At 68.5% G+C, this 23945-nt stretch carries 24 protein-coding genes and 1 tRNA gene; 11 read left to right on the plus strand and 14 right to left on the minus strand.

Going from position 1 to position 23945, the window contains the following annotated elements:
* Positions 1–182: 182 nt before the first annotated feature.
* Positions 183–800, plus strand: a complete 618-nt coding sequence (locus HNP73_RS00885) for a septation protein A (RefSeq protein ID WP_184147972.1) — start codon at positions 183–185, stop codon at positions 798–800.
* Between the two features lie 87 nt (positions 801–887).
* On the plus strand, positions 888–1367 hold the full coding sequence (locus HNP73_RS00890; protein ID WP_184146201.1) for a MarR family winged helix-turn-helix transcriptional regulator: 480 nt from the start codon (positions 888–890) through the stop codon (positions 1365–1367).
* A 15-nt stretch (positions 1368–1382) separates the two neighbouring features.
* Here HNP73_RS00890 and HNP73_RS00895 read toward each other — a convergent pair whose 3' ends face one another.
* The 3 genes from HNP73_RS00895 to HNP73_RS00905 are packed head-to-tail and all read right to left on the minus strand — an operon-like array spanning position 1383 to position 4026.
* Complete coding sequence (locus HNP73_RS00895) at positions 1383–1970, minus strand: TadE/TadG family type IV pilus assembly protein (RefSeq protein WP_184146204.1); 588 nt, start codon at positions 1968–1970, stop codon at positions 1383–1385.
* Positions 1967–2533, minus strand: a complete 567-nt coding sequence (locus HNP73_RS00900) for a TadE/TadG family type IV pilus assembly protein (RefSeq protein ID WP_184146207.1) — start codon at positions 2531–2533, stop codon at positions 1967–1969. Before HNP73_RS00900 ends, HNP73_RS00895 begins: the two co-directional genes overlap by 4 nt.
* Positions 2530–4026: a pilus assembly protein TadG-related protein gene (locus tag HNP73_RS00905; protein WP_184146210.1), complete on the minus strand. Its 1497-nt coding sequence runs from the start codon at positions 4024–4026 to the stop codon at positions 2530–2532. The genes HNP73_RS00900 and HNP73_RS00905 overlap by 4 nt, the downstream gene beginning before the upstream one ends.
* 188 nt (positions 4027–4214) lie before the next feature.
* On the opposite strand from HNP73_RS00905, the gene HNP73_RS00910 reads away from it, so the two are divergent.
* Complete coding sequence (locus HNP73_RS00910; protein ID WP_184146213.1) at positions 4215–4463, plus strand: PilZ domain-containing protein; 249 nt, start codon at positions 4215–4217, stop codon at positions 4461–4463.
* Between the two features lie 2 nt (positions 4464–4465).
* Here HNP73_RS00910 and HNP73_RS00915 read toward each other — a convergent pair whose 3' ends face one another.
* Complete coding sequence (locus tag HNP73_RS00915) at positions 4466–4921, minus strand: A24 family peptidase (RefSeq protein ID WP_184146216.1); 456 nt, start codon at positions 4919–4921, stop codon at positions 4466–4468.
* 120 nt (positions 4922–5041) lie between these two features.
* On the opposite strand from HNP73_RS00915, the gene HNP73_RS00920 reads away from it, so the two are divergent.
* The 4 genes from HNP73_RS00920 (at position 5042) to HNP73_RS00935 (ending at position 7790) form a co-directional block, all read left to right on the plus strand.
* Positions 5042–6055 (plus strand): tetratricopeptide repeat protein, encoded by a 1014-nt coding sequence (locus HNP73_RS00920; RefSeq protein ID WP_184146219.1) that lies wholly within the window; start codon positions 5042–5044, stop codon positions 6053–6055.
* Between the two features lie 170 nt (positions 6056–6225).
* Positions 6226–6420 carry a hypothetical protein gene (locus HNP73_RS00925; protein WP_184146222.1) on the plus strand — a complete coding sequence of 65 codons (195 nt, stop codon included), beginning with the start codon at positions 6226–6228 and terminating at the stop codon, positions 6418–6420.
* A gap of 63 nt (positions 6421–6483) precedes the next feature.
* Positions 6484–6560: transfer RNA gene (locus HNP73_RS00930), tRNA-His, on the plus strand.
* A 363-nt stretch (positions 6561–6923) separates the two neighbouring features.
* Complete coding sequence (locus HNP73_RS00935; protein WP_184146225.1) at positions 6924–7790, plus strand: alpha/beta fold hydrolase; 867 nt, start codon at positions 6924–6926, stop codon at positions 7788–7790.
* A gap of 463 nt (positions 7791–8253) precedes the next feature.
* Here HNP73_RS00935 and HNP73_RS00940 read toward each other — a convergent pair whose 3' ends face one another.
* From HNP73_RS00940 to HNP73_RS00985, 10 genes are all read right to left on the minus strand, one after another.
* The gene (locus HNP73_RS00940) at positions 8254–8715 is read right to left on the minus strand and encodes a VOC family protein (RefSeq protein ID WP_184146228.1); all 462 of its coding nucleotides are present in this window, start codon (positions 8713–8715) and stop codon (positions 8254–8256) included.
* A gap of 95 nt (positions 8716–8810) precedes the next feature.
* Positions 8811–9824: a DUF808 family protein gene (locus HNP73_RS00945; RefSeq protein ID WP_184146230.1), complete on the minus strand. Its 1014-nt coding sequence runs from the start codon at positions 9822–9824 to the stop codon at positions 8811–8813.
* A gap of 140 nt (positions 9825–9964) precedes the next feature.
* Complete coding sequence (locus HNP73_RS00950) at positions 9965–10723, minus strand: SDR family NAD(P)-dependent oxidoreductase (RefSeq protein WP_184146232.1); 759 nt, start codon at positions 10721–10723, stop codon at positions 9965–9967.
* A gap of 27 nt (positions 10724–10750) precedes the next feature.
* Positions 10751–12241: a tripartite tricarboxylate transporter permease gene (locus HNP73_RS00955; RefSeq protein ID WP_184146234.1), complete on the minus strand. Its 1491-nt coding sequence runs from the start codon at positions 12239–12241 to the stop codon at positions 10751–10753.
* Between the two features lie 2 nt (positions 12242–12243).
* Positions 12244–12714: a tripartite tricarboxylate transporter TctB family protein gene (locus HNP73_RS00960; protein ID WP_184146236.1), complete on the minus strand. Its 471-nt coding sequence runs from the start codon at positions 12712–12714 to the stop codon at positions 12244–12246.
* A gap of 71 nt (positions 12715–12785) precedes the next feature.
* The gene (locus HNP73_RS00965) at positions 12786–13775 is read right to left on the minus strand and encodes a Bug family tripartite tricarboxylate transporter substrate binding protein (protein WP_184146238.1); all 990 of its coding nucleotides are present in this window, start codon (positions 13773–13775) and stop codon (positions 12786–12788) included.
* Between the two features lie 434 nt (positions 13776–14209).
* Entirely contained in the window at positions 14210–14971 is a 762-nt protein-coding gene (locus HNP73_RS00970) for an SDR family NAD(P)-dependent oxidoreductase (RefSeq protein WP_184146240.1), read from the minus strand.
* Positions 14949–15476: a 2,4'-dihydroxyacetophenone dioxygenase family protein gene (locus tag HNP73_RS00975; protein ID WP_184146242.1), complete on the minus strand. Its 528-nt coding sequence runs from the start codon at positions 15474–15476 to the stop codon at positions 14949–14951. The genes HNP73_RS00970 and HNP73_RS00975 overlap by 23 nt, the downstream gene beginning before the upstream one ends.
* Positions 15477–15492: 16 nt before the next feature.
* Positions 15493–17157 carry a GMC family oxidoreductase gene (locus tag HNP73_RS00980; RefSeq protein WP_184146244.1) on the minus strand — a complete coding sequence of 555 codons (1665 nt, stop codon included), beginning with the start codon at positions 17155–17157 and terminating at the stop codon, positions 15493–15495.
* Between the two features lie 211 nt (positions 17158–17368).
* Positions 17369–18442 (minus strand): Ldh family oxidoreductase, encoded by a 1074-nt coding sequence (locus HNP73_RS00985; RefSeq protein ID WP_184146246.1) that lies wholly within the window; start codon positions 18440–18442, stop codon positions 17369–17371.
* 104 nt (positions 18443–18546) lie between these two features.
* On the opposite strand from HNP73_RS00985, the gene HNP73_RS00990 reads away from it, so the two are divergent.
* The 4 genes from HNP73_RS00990 (at position 18547) to mdeB (ending at position 23945) form a co-directional block, all read left to right on the plus strand.
* Complete coding sequence (locus HNP73_RS00990) at positions 18547–19257, plus strand: GntR family transcriptional regulator (protein WP_184146248.1); 711 nt, start codon at positions 18547–18549, stop codon at positions 19255–19257.
* A 27-nt stretch (positions 19258–19284) separates the two neighbouring features.
* Positions 19285–20385 (plus strand): glycerol dehydrogenase, encoded by a 1101-nt coding sequence (locus HNP73_RS00995; protein ID WP_184146250.1) that lies wholly within the window; start codon positions 19285–19287, stop codon positions 20383–20385.
* An 18-nt stretch (positions 20386–20403) separates the two neighbouring features.
* Positions 20404–21162, plus strand: a complete 759-nt coding sequence (locus HNP73_RS01000; protein ID WP_184146252.1) for an SDR family NAD(P)-dependent oxidoreductase — start codon at positions 20404–20406, stop codon at positions 21160–21162.
* Positions 21163–21263: 101 nt separating this feature from the next.
* Positions 21264–23945, plus strand: a complete 2682-nt coding sequence (mdeB, locus tag HNP73_RS01005; protein ID WP_184146254.1) for an alpha-ketoglutarate dehydrogenase — start codon at positions 21264–21266, stop codon at positions 23943–23945.

Genomic DNA, 23945 nt, shown 5'->3' on the forward strand with positions numbered 1-23945 from the left:
GGTTCGTGACGTGACCGTTCGTGGTGTGCCCGTTCGTAGTGTCGCGGGGATGACGAACCTCCCGCCGCGCGCCGGTTTCGGTTTGTGCCGCGTCTCACGCCATCGTCATTCCGCCCGGCAATTGCGGCCTCTGGCGTGCCGGCAGGCTGGATCTGGCAGTGGAGGGCGGTTATGTGGCTGCCATGTCCGCGCGCCACATCAATCCGATCCTGAAGCTCGTCCTCGAGGTCGGCCCGATCGCCGTCTTCTTCCTCGCCTACCGCTTTGCGCCGATCCCCGACGGACTCGGCACCAGCGAACGGCAGCTCGAGCAGATTCTCTTCTCCACCAAGGTTTTCGTCCCGACAATTCTCGTCTCGCTGCTGGCGAGCTGGCTTCTCTCGGGGCGGCTGCCGAAGATGGCGGTCATCACCGCCGTCGTCGTCACGGTGTTCGGCGGGCTCACGCTCTTCTTGCGCGACGATACCTTCGTGAAGATGAAGCCGACGATCCTTTACGGGCTCTTCGCCGGCATCCTCGCCTTCGGCCTGCTCCGCGGCCAGAGCTACCTTCGCTACCTCATGGACGAGCTCATTCCCATGCGGGAAGAGGGCTGGATGAAGTTCACCGTGCGCTTCGTGGTGTTCTACCTAGCACTCGCCGTGTTGAACGAGATCGTCTGGCGGCAGTTCGGCACCGACCGGTGGGTCGACTTCCGCACCTTCGTCCTGCCGGTGGCGAATTTCCTCTTCATCATGGCGCAGGTGCCGCTGTTCCAGCGCTATGCGCTCGCTGATGGATCTCGGGACCACAGCGAATAATTTCTCAATCAGACGAGCTCTGGTCCACACGGGCGATTGCTGGTCGGAACGCACTGGGCTATCTTGCACAGTGAAATGAGGGCAGTCATGGCGCGTCGATCCCCTGAAGACATGGCGGAAGTGGTCGGCGGCCAAGCAACGCTGGAGCTTGGCCCCCTCGCGGATGCGCTCGGCTTCCACATTCGCATGGCGCAAACCGCCTCGTTCCGAGGCTTCCAGAGATCCGCGGGGATGAACTGGCTGAAGCCCGGGTGGTTCACCGTTTTATCACTCATCAATGACAACCCGGATATCACCGCGGTCGAGCTTGGCCGGGCCACGGGTCGGGACAAGTCGACGATGACGCCACTTCTGCGCGCGCTCGAAGGCCAGGGCCTGATCGCCCGGCTTGGCGTGCCCGAGGACCGGCGCCGCCATGCGCTGCGGCTGACCGGAGCGGGCACCGCGGCGCTGGCCCAGCTTGCCGTCCATGCCCGCCAGCATGAGGATTCGCTCGAGTCCCTCGCCGGCGCCGACAAGGCGGTGGTGATCCGCTTCCTGCAACGGGTGATGGCGACATACGATTGACCGATCCCGCCCTGTTCAGGTGGCGGGACAGGCAAGGCCCGGAAGCTCGACAAGGCGCGGCTTGGCATAGGCCACCTGCCGGATCACCCGGGGGCTGAGCAGGCCGATGCCAAAGAGCGGCTTGAAGTCGAAGTAGACCTCCGCCCCGATGATCGTCTGACCGCGACGGATGTCGAGGCCCGCCGGGAGCCTCGCTGCATTGGCGGGCCGGCCGATCTCGCTCGAAGCGGCATAGCCTCCCGCACTGGCGCACTGCCACGCGACGGTCGGCACATTGTCCGCGGTCGCCGACTGGACGCTCGTGATGATCGTCCTGCCCTCGCTGCGGAAGGCGAAGGGCTTCACCACCTGGTCGACGGCGAGAAAGACGTTGCCGATCGAGTTGGTCTCCCGGGGGTCGATGCGTGCGGTCAGGTCCGCGAGCGTGAAGGCTGCGCTCTGGAGCTTCTGGGTCAGGAGGATCAGCCGGCTCACGTCGATCGTGCCGACGATGAAGAGCACGAGAAGCGGCAGCATCAGCGCGAATTCGAGCGCCGAGACCCCGCGCTGGTCGCGCCGCAGGCGGGAAACGAACGAGCGGGCGCCCGTCTTGCCGCCGTTCAATTGCCACCCGCCGGCTTGAAGGGCTCGTTGCGCACGGCGACGCTGGACTGGTTCATGACGCTCTCCCCCATGAACTTGCGCAACATCGGCGTGACGATCCCCCAGGCGTAACTCAGACGATAGACCACGATCGCGCTCTCGCCGCCGAGCCCGGCCTTGCCCATGTCCGCGTCCCATTTGCCGTTGCCGTTCACGTCGGTGAACTTCTCGCCGGCGTCGTGGCGCTCGTTGTGGTTCTTGTCGATGAAGGGTTCCGGTTTGCCGATGTGGTCGAAGTCGTCGTAGACGAGGGTCTCGAGCGTGATCTTGTCAGGGTCGAGCAACCCGTAGGTGCGTTCCTCGACGATCCGCAGCAACTGATCCTTGCGGCCGACGCCATCACCTACAGTGATGCCGTAGCGCGAAGATTCAAGAACCGCCGATTCGATCGTCGAGCGGATGAAGAGCGCAATCCCCGTCTCGATCGAGCCGAGTGCGAAAAGCAGGAGCAACGGCAGGATCAGGGCGAACTCCACCGCAGTCGCGCCAGCCTCGCTGCGCCGGAGGGTGGCAGGCCGCGTCATTTCACGATCCTGAGGTTGGCAAGCTGGCCGCCGATCGACCGGAAGGCCCGGTTGAGATCTCCGGCCTTCGGCGCGTAGAAGTACTTCCCCGGATCGGATGCGCACCGCTCGAAGGAGACCTGGGTCTCTGGGCTCGGCGTCTCGCTGAAGACCACCGAGTAGATCTCGATGCCATTCGCCTTCATCGCGTTGCAGGTGGTTTCGAGCCGGGCGTTCAGGACCGGGATGCCGTCCCAGTAGTTCGGTTTGGCGAGGCCGACCGGCCCGGGCGCGTTGACGCGGCCGTAGGCGGTGTAGTCGGACGGCGTTCTCGGGTCGCCGGGGCTGCCGGGGATTTCGGTGCTGGGCGGCAGATCGTAGAAGTAGTTGTCGCCGTCCGTCATGAGCACGACGACCTTCTCGATGTCCTTCTCGATGGCGCCGTCATAGTCGAGCGGCAGCCCTGGGTCGCCCCAGAGCCCGCGCCAGCGCGGAGAGATCGTGCGCCAGCCCCAGGTGAGCCCGAGATTGCTGGCCGTGCCGCCCCGCCGCCACGCCTGCATGTCATTGATCCCGGCCATGATCTGGGTCTTGGAGGCGGTGAGCGGGGTGATCTCCGTCGGGCAGGCGAGGTTCGGGCCCTTCGCGAGGGCATTTCCGCTGACGCTCGCGATGTTGGACGACACGATCGGCGGCCAGTTGTTGTCGGTAGACGTCTTTGGGTAGAGGTAGGAGGAAAGCTTCTCGATGGGCGGCGGCGTGTCATCCGTATCGTAGGGGAGCGGCTGCGCCATCACGCACCCCCTCCAGCCCTCGCTGCCGAAAGCGCCCGGGTTGCTGAAGACCTGATCGTTCGGCTTGAACAACGACAGGCGGTTCTTGCCGACCGACACCGTGGCCACGTAGGGGACAAGGCTCACCCAGACGTTTTCGACCGTCTCGGCCTGACCGAAGACGATGTCGATGAGATCGCGCGAGGCCTGCCGCGTGGCGTCGAGCTTGGTGCCAAGCTCCGGCCTCGCGGCCTCCACGAGATCGTACATCGACCCGGTGTTGTCGAGCACGAGCGCGAGTTCCACGCCCCTGGTCTGACGCTCGACCACGGTCGAGGCCGTTACCTGCATCTGGTTCTGCCCGAAGATCTTCATGAAGTACGTGGGCCGCTCGGCGCGGGCGGACACCGTCACGAAGTGCGCGGTCGGGTCGAGTTCGAAACTGAAATCGGTGATGACCGCGCCGCCGCCGGCGCCGAAATTCGCATCGAAGTAGTCACGCGCCACCGCCTCGGCATCGGGGTCGAGCGCATCGCGTCCGGCAGCGAGGGCGGCTGCGTCCAGGGATTTCGAAAGGCGGGCGCGCAGCAGATAGCCGACGGCGGAATCAACCGCGAGGCCGACGCCACCCACGAGCGGCACCAGGGCGATCGCAAGAAACACCGCCGCGACGCCGCGCCTGTCGGCGACGAGACGCCGGAGGCTGGCGAAAGCACGGGAGATCCACGAGGTGACGGGCATTCGACGGCTCCGGTTCCGTATCCGGCGCCAATGTCGCTCCCCGTTGGTCAATCATTGGTTACGGGCGTGCCTCATTCCGGCGCAATTCTCCGGAAAAGTGGCATTAACCACGGGCTTCGGTCGCGTTGGGTCATGCGCACCTTCCGACGTAAGGTGGCGACCAAGGGATCATCGCGCGAGGAAGGAAAGTGGAAAACCGGCGGGTACATCAGCGCGCTCGCGTCCTCAGGCGGGCGAAGATCGTCTTTCATCGGGGGTACAACGCCGTCGATTGCGTGGTGCTCGACCTCTCGCCCGGCGGCGCCCGGCTGAAGATCGGCGCGCTTCTCGGCCTGCCGGACCAGTTCGAGCTGCGCATCGAGAACGGTCCGGTCTATGCGGCCACCGTCCGCTATCGCCTGCCGGAGGTCACAGGCGTCCGATTCATGACAACCTGACCTCAGGCAAGGAGCGGCGCGGCCGTCGTGAAGATACCGCCCGCGGCAATGGCCAGCGCGTAGGGCAGCCCGTCGGACGGGGCGCGGGGCCCGAGGAACCGCCAGGTCAGATAGACCACCGCCAGCACCCCGCCCGCGAGCACCGTTGCAAGGAGATATCCCCCGAGCCCCGCCGCGCCGATCCAGAGCGCCCCGGCCGCGAGCAACTTCGCATCACCGCCGCCGACGATGCGGGCCGCAAAGGCCAGCGCGCCCATCCCGAAGACACCGGCCGCCGCGACCACATCGAGGCTCGCGGGGCCGAAGCCTCCCCCTGTCGCGAGCCCGAGGCCGATGCGGGCAAGCCCGACGATCGCGAGCGCCACGACGACCGGGTTCGGAATCGTCCGTCGGGCGGCATCGGACACCGCCGCCGCGAGGAACAGCACGATCGCCGCACCTGAGAGAATGCTCGCCATGGCGGCCTCCAATGCTGGCCGGGTTGGCCCGACGCGACGCTCGCAGGCAGGCGCTAATCGATTGTTAACGCCGGGCGGGTTTCAGTGCCGCCGGGCGAGGGGGAGAGGAGACGACGCGCGATGCGGCACCGCTTCAAACCCTGTCCGGGGATCCTCGCGGGCCTCGCGGCCGCCTCGATCCTCTCCGCCTGCTCCAGCGGGTTCGGTGGCTTCGGGGTCGGAGGAGGCGGAGGTGCCTCGCCAACGCGCCTTGCCGAGCGCTCCGCCGACGCCGGCGACTTCCAGACCGCCGCCACGCTCTACCAGCAGGCGTTCGACCGCGACCCGAATTCCGTCGAGGCGCTCGTCGGCCTCGGTCGCGCCTACGCGGGGCTTGGCCAGTTCTCCCGCGCAGGGCAGGCACTCACCGAGGCAAACCGTCGCCGGCCCCGCGACCCTGACGTGCTTCTCGAGCTCGCCCGCACCGAGCTCGGCGCCGGTCGTCCGCAAGCAGCACTCGCAAACCTCGACGTCGCACTGGCGCGCCGGCCGAACGATATCCGGCTGCTCACCGGCCGGGGGATCGCCCTGGACCGGCTGAACCGCCACAGTGAGGCGCAGGCGACCTATCGCACCGGCCTGCAGCACGACCCGACAGACTTCGCGCTGCTTTCGAACCTCGGCCTTTCGCTCGGGCTGTCCGGGCAACCGACGGCGGGCATCACCATCCTGAAGGAGCTCGTCCGCGACCCGGCCGCGACCTCGAACACCCGCGGCAACCTCGCCCTCCTTCTCGGCCTCGCCGGGCGCGAGAAGGAAGCGCGGTCGGTGCTCGCCACGGACCTTTCTGCCTCGGATGTGAGCAACAACCTCGCCTACTACCGCGAACTGCGCACCATGCTCGCGAATGGCCGTCCGATCGGCAGTTTCGAATCGGCTGCGGCCGGCTCGCGGCCGGCTGGCAAGGCCGTACCGGCCTCGGCGCCGAAGCCCGCGAAGACGGTGATCCCGGAGACCCCGACCGCACCCGCGGTGACGACCGAAATCACGAGCGCGGCAGGCACCGTGACCGCATCCGGCGGCTTCAGCCCCGCCGCGGGCGGCGTCACAGATCCGCCATCCCCCGTCGGCATTGCCGCCGGGGGCCCGCAGTAGGCCGCGGTGCCATCCCCGCCCCGTGGCGGGACGGCCCCCACCGACCTCTCGCGGCCGGCACCCCGGCCGCCGGACCACCGCCGACTCGCGACTACCTCTCTCCGCGCGGCCCTCCCCAAACGCCTTTGCCGCAGCCGCCCGCTCCCACTGGGCCATCGAGAACATCCCGGGTGCTCGACGTCACCTTCGACGAGGACGCCGCGCGAAACCGCGTCGACAACGGCCCCGAGAGCCTCGCAATCTTCCGATGCCTCACCCTCAACCTGCTGCGCGCCGCAAGGCCGAAGCTCGGCGCCTCCGGGAAACGAAAGCGATCAGGATGGTCCGACGACTTCGCAAGACCCATCATCGGCCAAATGCGATAGCTTTGGACGAACCGTCGTCACCTCTTGCCAATCCCGCCGATCGCCTATACCTCCATTCCCCGTGCCGCCTTAGCTCAGTTGGTTAGAGCACCAGATTGTGGATCTGGGGGTCCCCCGTTCAAGCCGGGGAGGCGGTACCATCAACCTCTCTGTGGAAGCGCCCGTTCGCGCTCATGTTTCCGTCGGTCGCAACAGCGACGCCGGCCGCCGCCACCGCGACGAGAACCTCACCAGGCCCCGGCTCCGCAACCGGCCGGACCCGACGCTCCGGCACATCCGGCCCCCTGCCCGTGCGAACTCGACGACCGCGGCAGTGCGCTGTCCCGTTGCGGCGGCAAGGCCCATCGTGATTTCCTTCCCGTGGGGTTCGTCTTGTTGCGCCCCGTCTGCCCGGCTCGGGGCCGATCGGGGAGGCCGGACGGCCAGGGCGTCCGCCCAGGCGGACTCGACACGCGCCCCGCCGGGAGTAGGCTCGTCCCGACCCACAGACCTGAGGCCGCTCAGTGAGGCTTTTCGAATTCGACGCGGAGATCGACGGAGCGCCAGAGGCGCCGCCGCTCCTGATGGTTCACGGGCTGCTCACAAGCCGGCGCCAGTGGCTCCCCAATGTCGAGCGCCTGTCCCGACACTTCCGGCTGATCCGTGTGGACCTTCCCGCCCATGGCGACGCGGCGCCCGGTGCCGACCCGGCCGCGCTCTCGCCCGCCCGGCTGGTGGACGGGCTCGACCGGCTGCGGGCGCGGCTCGGGATCGGGCGCTGGATGCTCTGCGGCCAGAGCGCCGGCGCGGCCCTCACCCTGCGCTACGCGCTGGACTATCCCTCCCGGGTGGCGGCGCAGATTTTCACCAATGCCAATGCAGTGATCCACCCCAGCCCCGACGAGGCGTACCTCGCGACCCACACGGCTCGCGTCGCTCGACTGCGGAACCCGGCCCGCAACGGGCTCGATCGAGAGGCGATCCACCCGAGGCACGCCAGACGCTTCCCCGCACCGATCCGCGAGACGCTGGTGGCAGAGGTGGCGCGCATGGACCCGGCCGCCTTCGCTGACTTTCTCGACGCGCTGATGCCGAGGGTCAGCCTGCGCTACCAGTTGCCCCGGCTCACGGTGCCGACGCTGCTGATCAACGGCCGCCACGAGCACCGGTTTCAGCCGCTGCGGAACTGGATCGAGACGAACGTTCCGATGATCGGGATCGTCGATCTCGATGGCGGACACTCGATCAATATCGAGAACGCCGAGGGCTTCGACGCGGCCGCGCTGCACTTTCTGGAGCCCTATGCCGAAGCCTTGGCGCAAGTGGCCGAAAGCCAGGCGGTGTCGCTCCGACAGAACGGCGACCAGTGGCTCCTTCCGGACCAGCCGTGAATTGCAGTCGGGCAACTCGGATATGCCGGCCACGAAAGCCCATGTCGAGCATGCCGGCGCGAAGCTGCATCACCGTGTCGCGGGCGGAGCCCTCCGGGATTTCGACCTCGGAGCCGGGATGGCTTTCCCGATACGGCTCAACTCGGCGAGGAAGCTGCGCGGGATCAGATGTCTGGCGACGGCGAGAGTCCGGATCAGCGATGCGAGGGGAGGCGCGACCAGAGCGCGGTCGGCGCTCCCCACGATCCGTGAAAGGGAAGAGCAGGTTCGGTTTCCACCACTGTCCGATTTCGTGGACAAATACCTCAAAAGCCCTTTTGGGGTGTGGAATCCACCCGCAAGGAAACGAGAATACGCGACATCAGCTTTCTCGCTCGACATGTGCTTTGAATGCAGCGATTTGCATTTTCCAGAGTTGTTCGGTTGCTCCAACCATACTTTCAGACTTGCCATTGGCAGCTATTCAATACCGGCCTTCAATTTTCAAGCCACTCGCCTGCTCGGCTTGCTGTCGGGATACGTGGCGCACTGTTTGCTCGAAGGTCCAGACATGACCCTCGGGATCACGAACCCGATAGGTTCGATCACCGTAGAATTGCTCGGCAGGCTCCTGCAAAATCTCTGCGCCCAACCGCCTCACTCGTTCATAATGGTCATCAATTCCATCAGCGAGTTGAACGTGAATGTTCTGCGTGTTCTTTCCGCCAACCGACGCGGGCGACGCAATATAGTCAGCCCATTCCGAGCCGATCATGACATAGCCATCGCCGAACTGCATTTGCGCGTAAGCGAGGTTGCCATCGTTGTCCGTGATGACGATGGCGCGCTCGAAACCGAAGGCCTTCTCCAACCATTCAAGTGCTGCCCAAGGGTCACGGTAATAAACACCAGAGCCGAAGCTCGGGCGACGCGACGAACCTGTCATGGCAATATCCTTCTCTTCATAGTGAAATATTCACTACTCAGAGAAGGATATGTCAAACCGCCAGATGGCTGCTCTGCCGCCCTCGCCGACGCGCCTCAATGCGCCGCCGGCCTGCCCCTCAGGCGGTTCAGGACCGGCAGGACGACGGCGTTCTTCAACCCGAAGACCACAAGCCCGAAACCCACACCGACGATCATGCCGGCGACGGTCTTGGCCGCCCAGCCGGCAATGCCTCCGGCGAGGTGATCCGCCGCTTCGCTCACGTCATGCACCGTCTCTTCCGGCGCGTGCCAGCCGAGCGCGGCGAGCCCGTGGATGATGACTTCGCCACCCACCCAGAGCATGGCGAAGGTTCCGACGGTCGCGAGCAGTTGCAAAAAGCCCGGCATCACCCACACGAGGCCGCGGCCAATCGCGCGCAGCGCCGCGCCCGCCGCCCCGCCACGGCGGTTCTGCGCCAGTGCAAGCCCGACATCGTCGGCCTTCACGATGATCGCCACTGCCCCATAGACCGCGCCGGTCAGGAAGAGACCGATGACCGCGAGCACCGCCGCCTTGTTGAAGAGCGGTGCGGCCACCGGCAGCGTCGCGAGCGAGATCGCCATGATCTCGGCCGAGAGGATCAGGTCGGTGCGGATCGCGCCCTTCACGGTCGCGTCCTCGCTCGCCTGGACGGCAGCTGCCGCCTCGCCTTCGCCGCCCGAGCCGGCGTGCTTCTCGCCTGGCGCGGCGGCCGGTCCATGCGGCTCCACGAACCCTAACATCTCGAGAAGCTTCAAGGCTCCCTCGTAGCCAAGAAAGCCGCCGCCGAGCATCAGGAGTGGCGTGATTGCCTGAGGCAGGAAGACCGAGAGAACGAGGGCCACCGGCAAGAGGACAAGCAGCTTGTTGCGGATGGAACCCATGGCGATGCGCATCACCACCGGCAGCTCCCGCTGCGCGGCAATGCCGACGACATAGCGCGGGGTCACCGCCGCATCGTCGATTACCACACCGGCAGACTTGGCGCTGGCCTTGGCAACCTGCGTCGGCAGGTCGTCGAGCGAAACCGCCGCCTGCCGCGCGATCAACGCCACATCATCCAGCAGCGCGAGAAGTCCCTGACTCACGTGAGCACCCTTTCATCGACCGGCAACAGGCCGTCCGACAAGATTGGCTCCCGCGCCGGCCGTCAAACCGCTTTTCGTGCCAACGCAGAGAACCGCCGACTTGTGCCGTCGCTTCCCTCTTTCGGGACGCGTCGGGGAGTTCAGCGGGCGGTGTAGCCGCCATCGACCGGCAGGACGGTGCCGGTGATGAACGAGGCCCGATCGCCCAGAAGATAACAGACCGCATCCGCGATCTCGTCCGGGCCTGCCATCCGGTTCATGGGGTGGCGCTCGATGATCGAGGTGCGTTCGGCCGCGCCGCGGTCGTCCAGAAGCGGCGTGTCCACATAGCCCGGCGCCACCGCGTTCACCCGGATGCCCTGAGTGGCGTAGTCGAGTGCCGCAACCCTGGTCAGGCCGATGACACCGTGTTTCGCCGCGGAATAGGCGGCGATCCCGGGCACGCCCACGAGGCCGGTCAGCGACGACGTGTTGACGATGGACCCGCCGCCGTTGCGCAGGAGGACCGGGATTTCGGCCTGCAGGCAGTTGAAGACGCCCCCGAGGTTCACCGCCAGATGCCGGTTCCAGTCGTCGGCAGGGATGTCGGCGAGCGGAATGCGCGCGGTGACGATGCCGGCATTGTTCGCGCAGAGCGTCAGGGGCCCGAGCGCTTCCTCGGCCGCCGCGACCGCCGCGCTGACCGATGCCGCGTCGGCGACATCGACTTCGATGGCCTCGGCGCTTCCGCCGGCATCGGCCAGTTCATCCGCGAGGCGCTTCGCCGCGACAGCGTCGCGGTCGCAGATCGCCACGCGAGCCCCAGCCTCCACCAGACCACGGCAGATCGCCGCTCCGATCCCGGAGGCGCCGCCCGTGACCAGCGCAACGCGTCCGGCCAGCCCGTCCGTCCTGCCCAATTCGATGTCCCCTCCCGTCCGCACCCGTCAGGCCGCCGCCCTCCGGCGGCGCAAGAGTCCTAGAATGAGCGGCGACGACCAGATCAGCAGCGTCGCCACCCCGAGGCCCGCCGCAATCGGTCTCTCGAAGAACGCGAGCAGGTTGCCATCGTTGCGGATCATCGTTGTGATGAAGTTGTCCTCGACCATCCCGCCGAGCACGATCCCGAGGATACAAGGTGCAAGCGGGATACCGTTCTCCTCCATGAAGAAGCCCAACACCCCGAACGCCAGCATGACGCCGACGTTGAAGACCGCGTTGTTGCTGGCAAAGGCGCCGACGACGCAGAATGCGAGGATGAGCGGCATCAGCACCCGGCGTGGCATCTTCAGGATCGGGCGGCTCATCATGATCGCGGCGTAGCCGAGCGGCACCATCAGGATGTTCGCGAGGATGAAGATGATGAAGACGGCGTAGATGTTCTCCGGCTGGAAGATGAACAGCGTCGGCCCGGGGTTCAGCCCGTGCAGGAAGAGGACACCGATGACGATCGCGGTGATGGTGTCGCCGGGAATGCCGAAGACGAGCGCCGGAACCCATGCCGAACCAAGCGCGGAGTTGTTGGCCGAGCCCGCCGCGACGATGCCTTCAAGGTTGCCGGTGCCGTACTTCTCCGGGTGCTTCGACAGGCGCCGGCTGACCGCGTAGGCGATCCACGCCGCCAGATCGGCGCCCGCGCCCGGCAGCGCCCCGACCGCGACGCCGACGACGTTGCCCTGCACTTGCTGCGGCCAGTACTTGCGGAACATCGGCCCCCAGCCGCGCAGCGGGTTGCCGAGGCGCACCTGCGGCAGCGTCTGGCTCGCCATGCCCTGCGTGGCATTGCGCAGGACTTCCGAGATCGCGAAGAGCCCGATCATCGCCGCGATGAAATCGACACCGCCCAGCAGCTCGGTGCTGCCGAAGGTGAAGCGCGGCACCGCGGCCGGGTTGTCGAGCCCCACCGTCGCGACGAGAAGGCCGATGAGCAGGCTGAGGATGCCCTTCACCGGACGGCCCGAGCCGATGAAGGCCGCGCAGGTCAGGCCCAGCGTCGCCATCCAGAAGTATTCCGGCGCCGAGAACTTCAGCGCGATTTCCGCGAGATAGGGCGCGGTCAGGATCAGCACCGCGGTCCCGACGAGCCCGCCGAACGCCGAGAAGAGCAGGTTCGCCGCCATCGCGGTTTCCGCCTCGCCCTTCAGCGTCATGCGGTAGGCCTCTTCCGTGTACGCGGCCGAGGCCGGCGTGCCCGGAATGCGCAAGAGCGTCGAGGGGATGTCGCCGGCGAAGATCGCCATGGCGGAGGCGGTCACCATGGCGCCGACCGCGGGGATCGGATCCATGAAGAAGGTGAGCGGCACGAGCAGCGCCATGGCCATCGTCGCGGTCAGTCCGGGGATCGCGCCCACGAAGAGCCCGAAGGCGGAGGCGAGAAGCAGGGTCACGAGGACATCGACGCGGAAGACGAGGCCAGCGGCGAGAGCGATTGCGTCCATCGTCACCACCACCGGATGGGGGCGAGAAGCCCGGCAGGGAGTGGCACCAGCAGGAGCCTTCCGAAGATGTAGTTCATGATCAATGGCGTAGCGATCGCGATCGCGAGAGAGGTCTTCCAGCTCACGCCGAACCGGCGGAGCAGCGCGAAGAGGACCCCCGCGGTTGTCAGGATGAAGCCCAGCGGCCGCCAGGCGAGGATCCAGACGATGATCGCCGTGATGACCGAGAGAAAGTCGATCACCCGGCGCGGCTCTCCGAGCCACGCCTGCCACTCGACGATCGGCGCCCGCTCTCGCAGCCCGGAGCCGATCAGCACGGCGCCGCAGCCGGCGAGGCCCGTGGCGATGAGCAGGGGAAAGGTACTCGCTCCGTAGTCCTGGCCGGGGACGGCGGGAAAGCCCCATGCAATGGCGGCGACGACGGCCGCGACGAGGAGAAGGATGCAGCCGAGGAGCGCATCGTTGAGACGCATGAGACGCCTTCCTGGTCTGGAGGAGGGAAGCGGACGGTCAGGGGCGGCCGCCCGCAGCTGGGGTCCGGTAGTTACTTGGCGAGGCCGACCTCTTTCATGACCGCGCCGAGGCTCTCGTTGCTCTCAGCCATGAAGGTTCCGAACGCTTCGCCAGACGCCCACTGCCGGCCGAAGCCCTGCTTGGACATGAAGTCGGCGTATTCGCTGCTGTTGTAGACCTTTTCCAGCGCCGGGATGAGCCTGGCCGCCACCTCGTCGGGCACGCCCTTCGGCGCGACGATGCCGCGCCATGCGCCGATGTCCCAGCTCACACCCGCGACGTCCTGCGTGGTCGGCACGTCGGGGAACGCCTCGTTCGGCTTGCTCGACATGACCGCGAGCGACCGGACGCGGCCGGCGTCGATGAGCGCGCGCGCCTCGGGGATCGAGCAGGGAACAAGGTCGACGCCGCCCGCCATGAGATCCTGCAGGCCGGGTGCGGCGCCCTCGCTCGGCACCCAGCGGACCGCGCCGGGCTCGAGACCGAGCTTCGAGAGGAACCCCGCGATCGCGAGATGCCAGATCCCGCCCTGCCCGGTGCCGGAGGCGGTGAGGGTCCCCGGGTTCGCCTTGATCGCCTCGATGAGCGCCGGCAGGTCGGCCCAGTCCGCGTCCTCGCGGACATTCACCGATGCGGGATCGAAGTTCATGAGCGCGAGGGGCGTATAGTCCGCCGAGGTGAGCTCGGTCAGGCCCTGCCAGTGCATCATGCCGATCTCGACCGTGGCGAGGCCGATGGTGTAACCGTCGGGGTCCGCCTCGGCGATCGCCGAGTGACCGACGACGCCGGAGCCCCCGGTGCGGTTGACCACGTTGATCGGCTGGCCAAGCTCCTGCTCCAGCAGCGAGCCGACGATGCGGGCCGTCGAATCGGTCCCGCCGCCCGCGCCCCACGGCACGATCAGCGTGATGGGGCGGTCAGGATAACCCTGCGCCGTGGCGGCGCCCGCCAGTGTCGTCACCGCGCCAAGCGCGATGCCGGCGGCAAGCAGCGCGCGCCGGTGTATGTGAGTTCCGAGCATGAGATCCTCCCTTGAGCCTTGGTTCACCGGACGGTCTGGCGCCGCCTGCCCCAAAACGTGACTCGTGCGGACTGTTCAAGTCAACGAATAATTCCCGCATCGACTTGTCTCCGCCGACGACAACCACAAGTAAATCGCACGAAGATTGGCGCCGAAGACCTGATGATCTACGGGCGTTTCGGGGCCGCTCCGGGCGGCGAAATCCGGCTTTCATGACGGCCCCGGAGGGAGGGCCATAAACCGGCATCCTTCTCGATCCGGGAAGCCCGCGGCGATCTCGCCGGTGCCCTCCCTCTATCGGGGTCGGCGCAGCCCGTCGGGGATGTCGTCGCCGCCGATCACCTCCCGGACCATCGCATCGAGACGATGGGGGATGAAGCGATCGGCGGCGAGGCGATTTTCGGTCGCCGGGAACGACTGCCTCCAGGCTGGGCTCACGTGATGAGATACCCCCCGTCGATGACGAGGACGGCGCCGTTGACGAAGCTCGCGAGCGGCGAGGCGAGGAAGACGACGCCGTTCGCGACCTCGGCCGGCTCGCCCCAGCGCCCCATGGGCGTCCGCGCGAGAATCGGCCCGTTCCGCGCCGGATCGCCGCGCAGGTCGGCGGTGAGCGGTGTGGCGATCCACCCCGGCGCGACGGCGTTCACCCGGATGCCGTCGCCGGCACAGGCGATGGCCAGCGACTTCGTGAGTTGGGCGATACCGCCCTTCGACGCGGAGTAGCCCGGCACCAGCCCGCCGCCGAAGAACGCGAGCATCGATGCGGTGTTGACGATCGAGCCGCCGGTCTCCTTCAGGCGCGGCCGCGCCGCGGCGCAGGCCCGCATGGAGCCGTTGAGGTTGATGTCGACGACATCGGCGAAGACCGCCGGCTCAAGCTCGCTGCCCCGGCGGATGACACCGGCGCAGTTCACCAGCACGTCGAGCCGCGCGGGCCCGTCCACCACCGCACTGACAGCGGCGCCGTCGCGAACGTCGAGGCGCTCGAAGCGAATACTCCCCCCCTCCACTCGCGCCGCGGCGACCTCCGCGTCGGTCGCCCCGGTGGCGAGGACATCGGCGCCGAGGCGGGCGAAGGCGCCGGCGACGGCCCGGCCGATGCCGGACGTGCCGCCGGTGACGAGCACCTGCCGCCCGGAGAAGAGATCGGGCCGCAGGGCGGAGAGGGCGTCAGCGAATGAACTGGTCGACATAGTCGGCTCCGAGACCCACCCTGTCATAGTGCGCGCGACAGAGGTCGATCTTGGTGAAGACGTCCTCGAACCCGAGCGGATCGCCCCAGGGATCGACGTAGTACATGATGCCGTTCACCTGAAAGTAGGTGATCATCTCCTCCACGTCGTCGGGCACCACCAGGGTGTGGGTCTCGCCCGGCGGCTCGAAGACGTAGCTGCCCTCGGTCGCCACCCAGTCGTGTTCGAGATAGTGCCAGCGCCCCTTGAGCACATAGCCGTGCACCGCCTGCGGGTGCCTGTGGCGCGAGAGCACGCCCGACTTCCGCACCTTGAGCAGGTTCATCCAGTAGCCCTGCGAGCGGTTGAGGCAGAGCGGGCGGAACCAGACGTTTTCGCCCTGCGGCACCCAGATGCGGTCATCACTCGGGATGGCGTCCGGGACCACCAGATCGGGCAGAGTCTCCCTGGGCATCGGATGCTGGTAGGGCATCCGCGGGTTCGGGTCGGCTCGCATGGGGGGCATGGCTACGATCCTTTGGTCACTGAACGGGCTGCAGGGAGGGCCGGGACCCGGACTCGGCATGCCCGGCCCCGGCGCGGGGCGCCCGGCCGAGCATGAACTCCGCCGCCTTCTCGGCGACGACGAGCACGGTGGAATTGGTGTTGCCGCTGATGATCGCCGGCATCACCGAGGCATCGACCACCCGAAGCGCGTCGATCCCCCGGAGGCGCAGGTCGGTGGTAACGACCGCCTCCGGGTCGCCCTCGACCCCCATGCGGGCGGTGCCGCAGGGGTGGTACACCGTCTTCACGAAGCGTCGGGCATGGGCGGCGAGATCCGCGTCGGACTGCACGGCCGGTCCGGGCAGGACCTCGCGGTCGATCATGCCGGCGAGCGGCGCCTGCGCGAGGATCTCGCGGGCACGCCGGATCCCGCCGATCGAGAGGCGCAGGTCCTCCGGGTCGGCGAGATAGTTCGGATCGACCAGCGGCTGGTCGCCCGGGTTCGCCGAGGCAAGCCGGATCGAGCCCTTCGACAACGGTCGCTCCACGCAGGAGTTGAGCGTGATCCCCGGGCCGGTGGTGATGTCGGTCACGTCCTTGTCGAGATAGACGCTCGGCACGCAGAACTGCTGGATCGAGGGGTTAGCGCCGAGGTCGTCGGGATCGAAGAAGGCCCCCGCCTCGACACCGTTCGAGACCACCGGCCCGCTGCGGTTCACCAGAAACTCAAGGCCATTGCGCATCTGGCGATAGCCGCGATCGTGGCCAAAGTAGCCGTAGGGGCCGTTGCAGAGTGCCACCACCGGTGTCTCGGTATGGTCCTGCAGGTTCGCCCCCACGCCCGGCTGGTCGACGATCGCGTCGATGCCGTGCTCCTTCAGATGCGCCGCCGGGCCGATGCCCGACAGCATCAGGATTTTCGGCGTGGCGATGGCGCCCGCCGCCATCACGACCTCGGTTGCCGCGCGCGCCTCGCGGATCTCGTTGCCCTCGCGGTAGCGCACTCCCACCGCCCTGCCCCTCTCGATGATGACCGAGAGCACCAGCGCGCCGGTCTTCAGCGTGATGCGCCCGGTTGCCATCGCCGGCCGCAGGAAGGCGTCCGACGCCGAGCAGCGCCGGCCGTTTCGCGCGGTGATCTGCCACGTGCCGACGCCGCGCTGGCTCTCGCCGTTGAAGTCGGGGTTGTAGGGCAGCCCGATCCCCTGCGCCGCGAGCAGGAATGCGCGGGTGAGCTGGCAGGTATAGGCCTCGTCGGAGACCTTCCACGGGCCACCGATCCCGTGGAAACGGTCGTTCAGACGCTCATTGTCCTCCATGCCCGTGAAATAGGGCAGCAGCGCGTCATAGCCCCAGCCGGCGTCACCCGTCGCCTCGACCCACCTGTCGTAGTCGCCGCGCTGGCCGCGGATATAGACCATGGCGTTGACCGACGAGCCGCCGCCCAGCACCCGCCCCTGTGGCACGATCGGGGTGCGGCCGCCGAGGTGCGCCTGCGGGACCGACTTGTAGAACCACATGTAGCGCTCGACGCCGAGCAGCTTCACGTAGCCGGCGGGCATGCGGATCAGCGGATTCTGATCGTCGGGGCCGGCCTCGAGCAGCAACACGCGCGCGCCGGCCTCCGCGAGGCGGGCGGTCACGAGGCAGCCCGAGGAGCCACCACCGCAGACGATGTAGTCGTAGCCTTCGGCAGTCATGCAGCGATCTCCTCGTCTGCGGCAATGTTCGCCCCGGGAAGGCGCCGGGTGCCGATGGGGACCCTCGGCTCGCGTCCCGCCGGACGGACGGGGGGGCAGACGGGCGGGCGGCTGGGCGACTGGGCGACGATCGCGCGGCATGTGCCTCCCGCGTCGGCGACCCTCTGGTCCCGCGCCTCGCTGGGGGCGCGTCTCGCGGTCGGCGGCGGCGTCACTGCCCCGCCTTCCGGGCCACGGTGACCCCGGTCCGCGCACCGTCGAGGCCGAGAAACGCGGCCGTGTCCGGGTCGAGGGGGATGCCGCCGCGCGCGCGCTCGGCCTCGACCCGCCACTCCCGGTCGCCGGGCGCCATCACCGTCTCGCCCGCCCGCGCCGGTGCGGCGCGCAGGGCGGCGAGGTAGGTTTGCATTCCCGCCTCGAACACCGCCTGCCCGCCGAAGCGGTCCGGATCGATCGCGAGAACGAAATGCCCCATGCCGCGCGGCGTCTTCATGTCGTCACCACCGACCATGCGGATCATTTCATGATCGGCGACGGCGCCTTGCAGGATTGCGGAAAAGATCGTCGCGACCCCGGCGAGCGCCGCGCCCTTGAAGCCGAAGTCCGAGCCGCCGACCGGCAGCAGCATGCCGACCGCCTGTGGATCGGACGTCGGCACACCGCCTTCGTCCGCCGCCACGTCTTCGGGCAGCGTCAGGCCGAGCGAGCGGAACAGGGAGACGCGATTGAACGGAATCGACGAGGTCGCCATGTCGAGAAGCCACGGCCGCGCCCCGCCACTCGGCGCGGCAAATGCGAGCGGGTTCGTGCCGTGGAACGCCGTCGCCCCGCCATGGGGTGCGACAATGCTGTCGGCGTTGGTGGTGACGAACCCCACCATTCCCGCCCGGGCCGCCTCGATCGCGTAAGCACCGGCCGCGCCGAAATGCGACGAGCGCACGACCCCGACGGCGCCGACGCCCGCCTCGCGCGCGAGCGCCACCGCCACATCCATCGCGCGATAGGCCGCATGGTGGCCGAGGCCGTCGCCGCCATCGACGACAGCGGCTGCGGCGGCGCGGCGCTCCACGCAGAGCTGCGGATCGCCCGCCAGCCGCCCGCTGCGCAGAACGGTGCAATAGTGTTCGACGAGCCGCGCCCCGTGGCTGTCCACGCCGATCCTGGAGGCATGCATCAGCGCCCGCACCGCCGATGCCGCGGACCCGGCCGACGCTCCCGCGTCGAGCAGCGCGCCGTTCAGGCGATCGGCGAGAACCTGCGCAGGGACCCTGATCGAGTCCTTCATTCGGCCTCCCCCCAAGCTTTGCAGTTGAGGTTGGCGTATCATATCTGATATCTCAGTCAATGAATTTCCCGGCGTGCTGCCGGGGCAACGGAGGTGGAACGAGAATGACGGCCCTCGAGCGCGGCCCTTCCCTGACCGAACAGGCCGCTGAAGCCCTGCGCGCGCGGATCATTCGGGGCAGCCTCGAACTTGGGGAGCCGCTCTCGGAGATCACTCTCGCAGCCGAGCTTGGCGTCAGCAAGACGCCGGTGCGCGAGGCGCTCATGCAGCTGAAGCGCGACGGCCTCGTGGAGATCCGCCCGCAGCGGGGAACCTTCGTCTTCACCATGACCGCCGATCAGGTCCGCCAGCTCTCCGAACTCCGCGCGATCCTCGAAGCCGCCGCCTTCCGGCTCGCCATGGCGCGCCGTCGCGACGCACTCGTCGCCGCCTGGGCCGACATCGTCGCACGGATGCAGGCGGCCCTCGCGGAGGGAGATGCCGAAAGTTACCGCTCGCTCGACGGCGAGTTTCACCGCGTCCTCTTCGAGCTTGCCGAGAACCCCTACCTGCTGGAAGCCTTCGCCGGCATCTCCTTCCGGGTGCAGGCGCTGCGCAACCGGCTCTCACGCGACGGGGAGCTGAACCGCGCCTCCTACGCCGATCACGTGGAATTCCTCGAGCTTGCCCGCGCGGGTGATCTCGATGCGATCCTCACACTCGCAGCGCGGCACATCGACGGGACGCGCGACCACTACGTCGCGGACCTCGAAGGCGCGGCCGACCCGACCGAACCATCCTCGCGGCGGGCGCGCAGGCGCCTCGACGGGAACTGACCTTCCAGCCCCCAGGGAGCGATCGACATGGCCCGCGCCTTCGCCGGACCCGGAAAGTACATTCAGCGCAAGGGCGAGATCCGCGCGCTCGCGCAGCACGTGACGCCGCTCGGCAGCCGCGCCCTCGTCCTCGTCGACCCCGCCGTCGCCGACAGTCTGCAACCCGCGCTCGCCGCCGGGCTCGAAGGCGTCACCGTCCGCTTCGAGCGTTTCGGCGGCGAATGCACCCACGCCGAGATCGACCGGATCACCGCCGCCACGGCAACGCCCGGCAGCGCAGCGGAGGTGATTGTCGCGGTGGGCGGCGGCAAGACCATCGACACCGCCAAGGCGGCGGCGATCCGCACCGGCGCGCGCATGGTGATCGTGCCGACGATCGCCTCCACCGACGCCCCCTGCAGCGCGGTCGCCGTGGTCTATGACGCGCACGGCGTCTTCGCGGAAACGCTGCGCCTCTCCCGCAATCCCGACACCGTGGTGATGGACCCGGACGTCATCGCCGCCGCCCCGCCGCGCTTCTTCGCCGCCGGCATCGGCGATGCGCTCTCGACCTTCTTCGAGGCGCGCTCGAACGCGGAATCGCGCACCGACAACTACGTCGCGGGCGGATTTCCCCGGACGCTCGCCGGGCTGGCGATCGCCGAGACCTGTCAGGCGGTGCTGCGGCGCGACGGGATCAAGGCGATGATCGCCGTCCGCGCCGGGCTCTGCACCACGGCGGTCGAGAACATCATCGAGGCGAACACCCTGCTCTCCGGCCTCGGCTTCGAGAACTGCGGCTGCTCGGCGGCGCACGGCATCCACGACGCCCTCACCCGGCTCGACGAGACCCACGGGCTGCTGCACGGCGAGAAGGTCGCCTTCGGCACCCTCTGCCTGCTCATGCTGGAAAACCGCGATCCGGCGGAGATCGAGGAGACCATCCGCTTCTGCCGCGCCATCGGCCTGCCGACCCGCCTCGCGGATCTCGGCATCACCGAGGACGTGCCCGCGAAGATCGAACGCGTGGCGGCGGCCGCCCTCAAGAACCCCGGCGCCATCATCTACGCGACGCCTGTCACCTTGAGCGTGCCCCTGCTGCGCGACTCGATCCTCGCGCTCGACGCCTTTTCCGCAACGATCCGCTGACCTCCGAAGGACATCCCGATGGACGACGTCATCGCCACCTTCCGCCCCGGTCTCTTCGACGGCCAGACCGTTCTCGTCACCGGCGGCTCCAGCGGCATCGGCCTCGCGATCGCGCAGGGCTTCGCCCGCCTCGGGGGGAGCGTCATCGCCGTCGGAAGCTCCGCCACGAAGCTCGCGGCAAACCGCGCCGACCCGCCATGCGCCGGCATCCGCTTCGAGCAGGTCGACGTCCGCGATCCGGCGGCGATCACCGCCTTTGCGCGCGGGCTCGCCACGCTCGACGTGCTGGTGAACGCCGCCGGCATCGCGCGGCCGGAAGCCGAGTTCGAGGACGACACCTGGAACGAGGTGCTCGACGTCAACCTGACGAGCCAGATGCGCTTCGCCATGGCGACCCGGCCCCTCCTTGCCGCCTCGCAAGGCTCGATCATCAACGTCGCCTCGATGCTGAGCTATGTCACCGACGCCCTCGTCCCGGCCTATGGTGCCAGCAAGACCGGCGTTCTCGGTCTCACCCGCCACCTCGCCCACGCCTTCGGCCCCGAAGGCATCCGGGTGAACGCGATCGCGCCCGGCTACCACAAGACCGACATGACCCGCGGGCTCTGGACCGACCCTGAGCCCGCGGAGAAGATCGCCGCGCGCTCGGCCCTGAAGCGCTGGGGGACCGTCGACGATCTGGTGGGGACGGCGCTCTTTCTCGCCTCTCCGGCCGCCGGGTTCATCACCGGCGTCGACCTGCCGGTGGACGGCGGTTTCGTGGTGGGCGGCTTCTGATCCACGCGGCGCGCGGACGGGGGTCGGCGATTTTCTTTGCCTCACCCCGCCGTGCTCGCGCTATCACTGTCGCGGGAACAAGCGTCCGGGGAGGCCAGCCCATGCACATGCCGTCGCATCGCGCCAACGAAACGGATGCCGACCCGCAGGAAACCCGCGAGTGGACCGATGCCCTCGCCTCGGTCCTCAGCACCGAGGGACCGGCACGGGCGCGCTACCTCCTGCGCCGGCTCGAAGACGTGGCGCGCGAGAGCGGCGCCTATGTCGGCAGCCAGCCCTATTCGGCCTATCGCAACACCATCCCCGTGGAGGCGCAGGGCCGCTACCCCGGGGATCTCGCCATCGAGGAGCGCCTCACCTCGATCATGCGCTGGAACGCGCTCGCCATGGTGGTGCGCGCCAACAAGGCCTACGGCGAGCTTGGCGGCCACGTGGCGAGCTATGCCTCCTGCGCCGAGATTTTCGAGGTCGGCTTCAACCACTTCTTCCGCGGCGCGGACTCACCCGAGGCCCCCGGCGGCGATCTCGTCTACTTCCAGCCGCATTCCGCCCCCGGCGTCTACGCCCGCGCCTTCCTCGAGGGGCGATTGAGCGAGACGCAACTCGCGAGCTACCGGCAGGAGGTCGGCGGCAACGGCCTCTGCTCCTACCCCCACCCGTGGCTCATGCCCGACTTCTGGCAGTTCCCGACCGGTTCCATGGGCATCGGCCCGCTGAACGCGGTCTATCAGGCCCGCCACATGCGCTACCTCGCTGCGCGCGGCCTCGCCGACACCGCCGGCCGCCGGGTCTGGGGCGTCTTCGGTGACGGCGAGATGGACGAGCCCGAGTCGATCGCCGGCCTCACCCTCGCGGCGCGCGAGCGGCTCGACAATCTGACCTTCATCGTCAACTGCAACCTCCAGCGCCTCGACGGCCCGGTCAGGGGCAACGGCCAGATCATCCAGGAGCTGGAGAGCCTGTTCCTCGGCGCGGGCTGGAACGTCATCAAGGTGCTCTGGGGCTCGGAGTGGGACGGGCTCTTCGCCCGCGACACCCGCCACGCCCTGCTCCGCCGCTTCGCCGAGACCGTCGATGGCGAGTATCAGGACCTCGGCTCCAAGGACGGCGACTACAACCGCGAGAAGTTCTTCGACCGCGACCCGGAGACCAAGGCGCTCTCCGCCTCGATGACCGACGCGGAAATCAACGCGCTCCGGCGCGGCGGGCATGACTTCCGCAAGCTCTACGCGGCCTTCGCCGCCGCGCGCGACCACGAGGGCCAGCCGACGGTGATCCTCGCCAAGACCAAGAAGGGCTACGGCATGGGGGGTGCCGGCGAGAGCCGGATGACCGCGCACCAGGCGAAGAAGCTCGACATCGACGCGCTGCGCGCCTTCCGCGACCGCTTCAGCCTGCCGCTGACCGAGGCGAACCTGGAAAACCTCGACTTCCTGAAGCCTTCCGGCGACTCCCCCGAAATGGCCTACCTCTGCGAGCGCCGCGCGGCCCTCGGCGGCGCCCTGCCCCGACGCGCCCGCAAGCCCCGCACCCCGACGCCCCCCGTCCCCTCGCGCGAGGCCTTTGCGAGCTTCGCGCTCACCGCCGGCGGCAAGGAGATGTCGACGACGCTGGCCGCGGTGCGGATGCTCGGCGGGATGCTGAAGGACAGGGCCTTCGGGCCACGCATCGTGCCGATCGTCGCCGACGAGGCGCGCACCTTCGGCATGGCGAACCTCTTCCGGCAGATCGGCATCTACTCTCCCGACGGCCAGCTCTACCAGCCCGAGGACGCGGGCTCGATGCTGTTCTACAAGGAGGCGTCGAACGGCCAGCTGCTCGAGGAAGGCATCACCGAGGCCGGCGCCCTCTCGTCGTGGAACGCGGCCGCGACCGCCTACAGCGTGCACGGCGTCGCGACACTGCCGATCTACATCTACTACTCGATGTTCGGCTTCCAGCGGGTCGGCGACCTGATCTGGGCCGCCGCCGACAGCCGGGCGCGCGGCATCCTCTTCGGCGCCACCGCCGGGCGGACCACCCTCTCGGGAGAGGGCCTGCAGCATCAGGACGGATCGAGCCAGCTCGTCGCCGCGACGGTGCCGAACTGCCGGGCATGGGATCCGGCGTTCGCCTGCGAGCTCGCGGTGATCCTCGACGACGCCATGCGGCGGATGCTCGCGGAGGAACGCGACGAATTCCACTACATCACGGTGACGAACGAAGCCTACGCCCAACCCGACCTGCCGGCGGGCGCGGACGGCGACATCCTCCGCGGCCTCTGGCGCTGCGCGAGCGTCGGTGACCCGGACGCGGAGACCCGCGTGCGCCTCGTCGGGTCCGGCGCGATCCTGCCGCAGGTCCGCGCGGCGGCGGAGATCCTCGCGAGCCGCTTCGGCGTCGCCTCCGACGTCTACAGCGCCACGAGCTGGTCCGGGCTCGCCCGCGACGCGCAGTCGGCCGAGCGCCGGCAGCGCCTGACCGGCGCGGCCGAGCCGTCGCACCTCGGACGCCTGCTCGCCGGGCAGATGCCGATCGTCGCGGCCTCGGACTACGTGCGCGCGGTCCCGGCGATGCTGGCGCCATACGTCACCGCGCCCTTCGTCGCCCTCGGCACCGACGGCTTCGGCCGCAGCGACACCCGCGCGGCGCTTCGGGCGTTCTTCGAGGTCGATGCCGCCTCCGTCGCGCTCGCGGCCCTCGACGCGCTGGCACGCGCCGGCCACTTCGCCCCGGACCGCCTCGCCGCCGCCCGGGATGAACTCGCGCCCCGCCCCGACGCGCCGGATCCGTGGACGGTGTGA

Origin of the sequence: Amaricoccus macauensis (assembly GCF_014201905.1) — a bacterium.
Classification (GTDB): domain Bacteria; phylum Pseudomonadota; class Alphaproteobacteria; order Rhodobacterales; family Rhodobacteraceae; genus Amaricoccus; species Amaricoccus macauensis.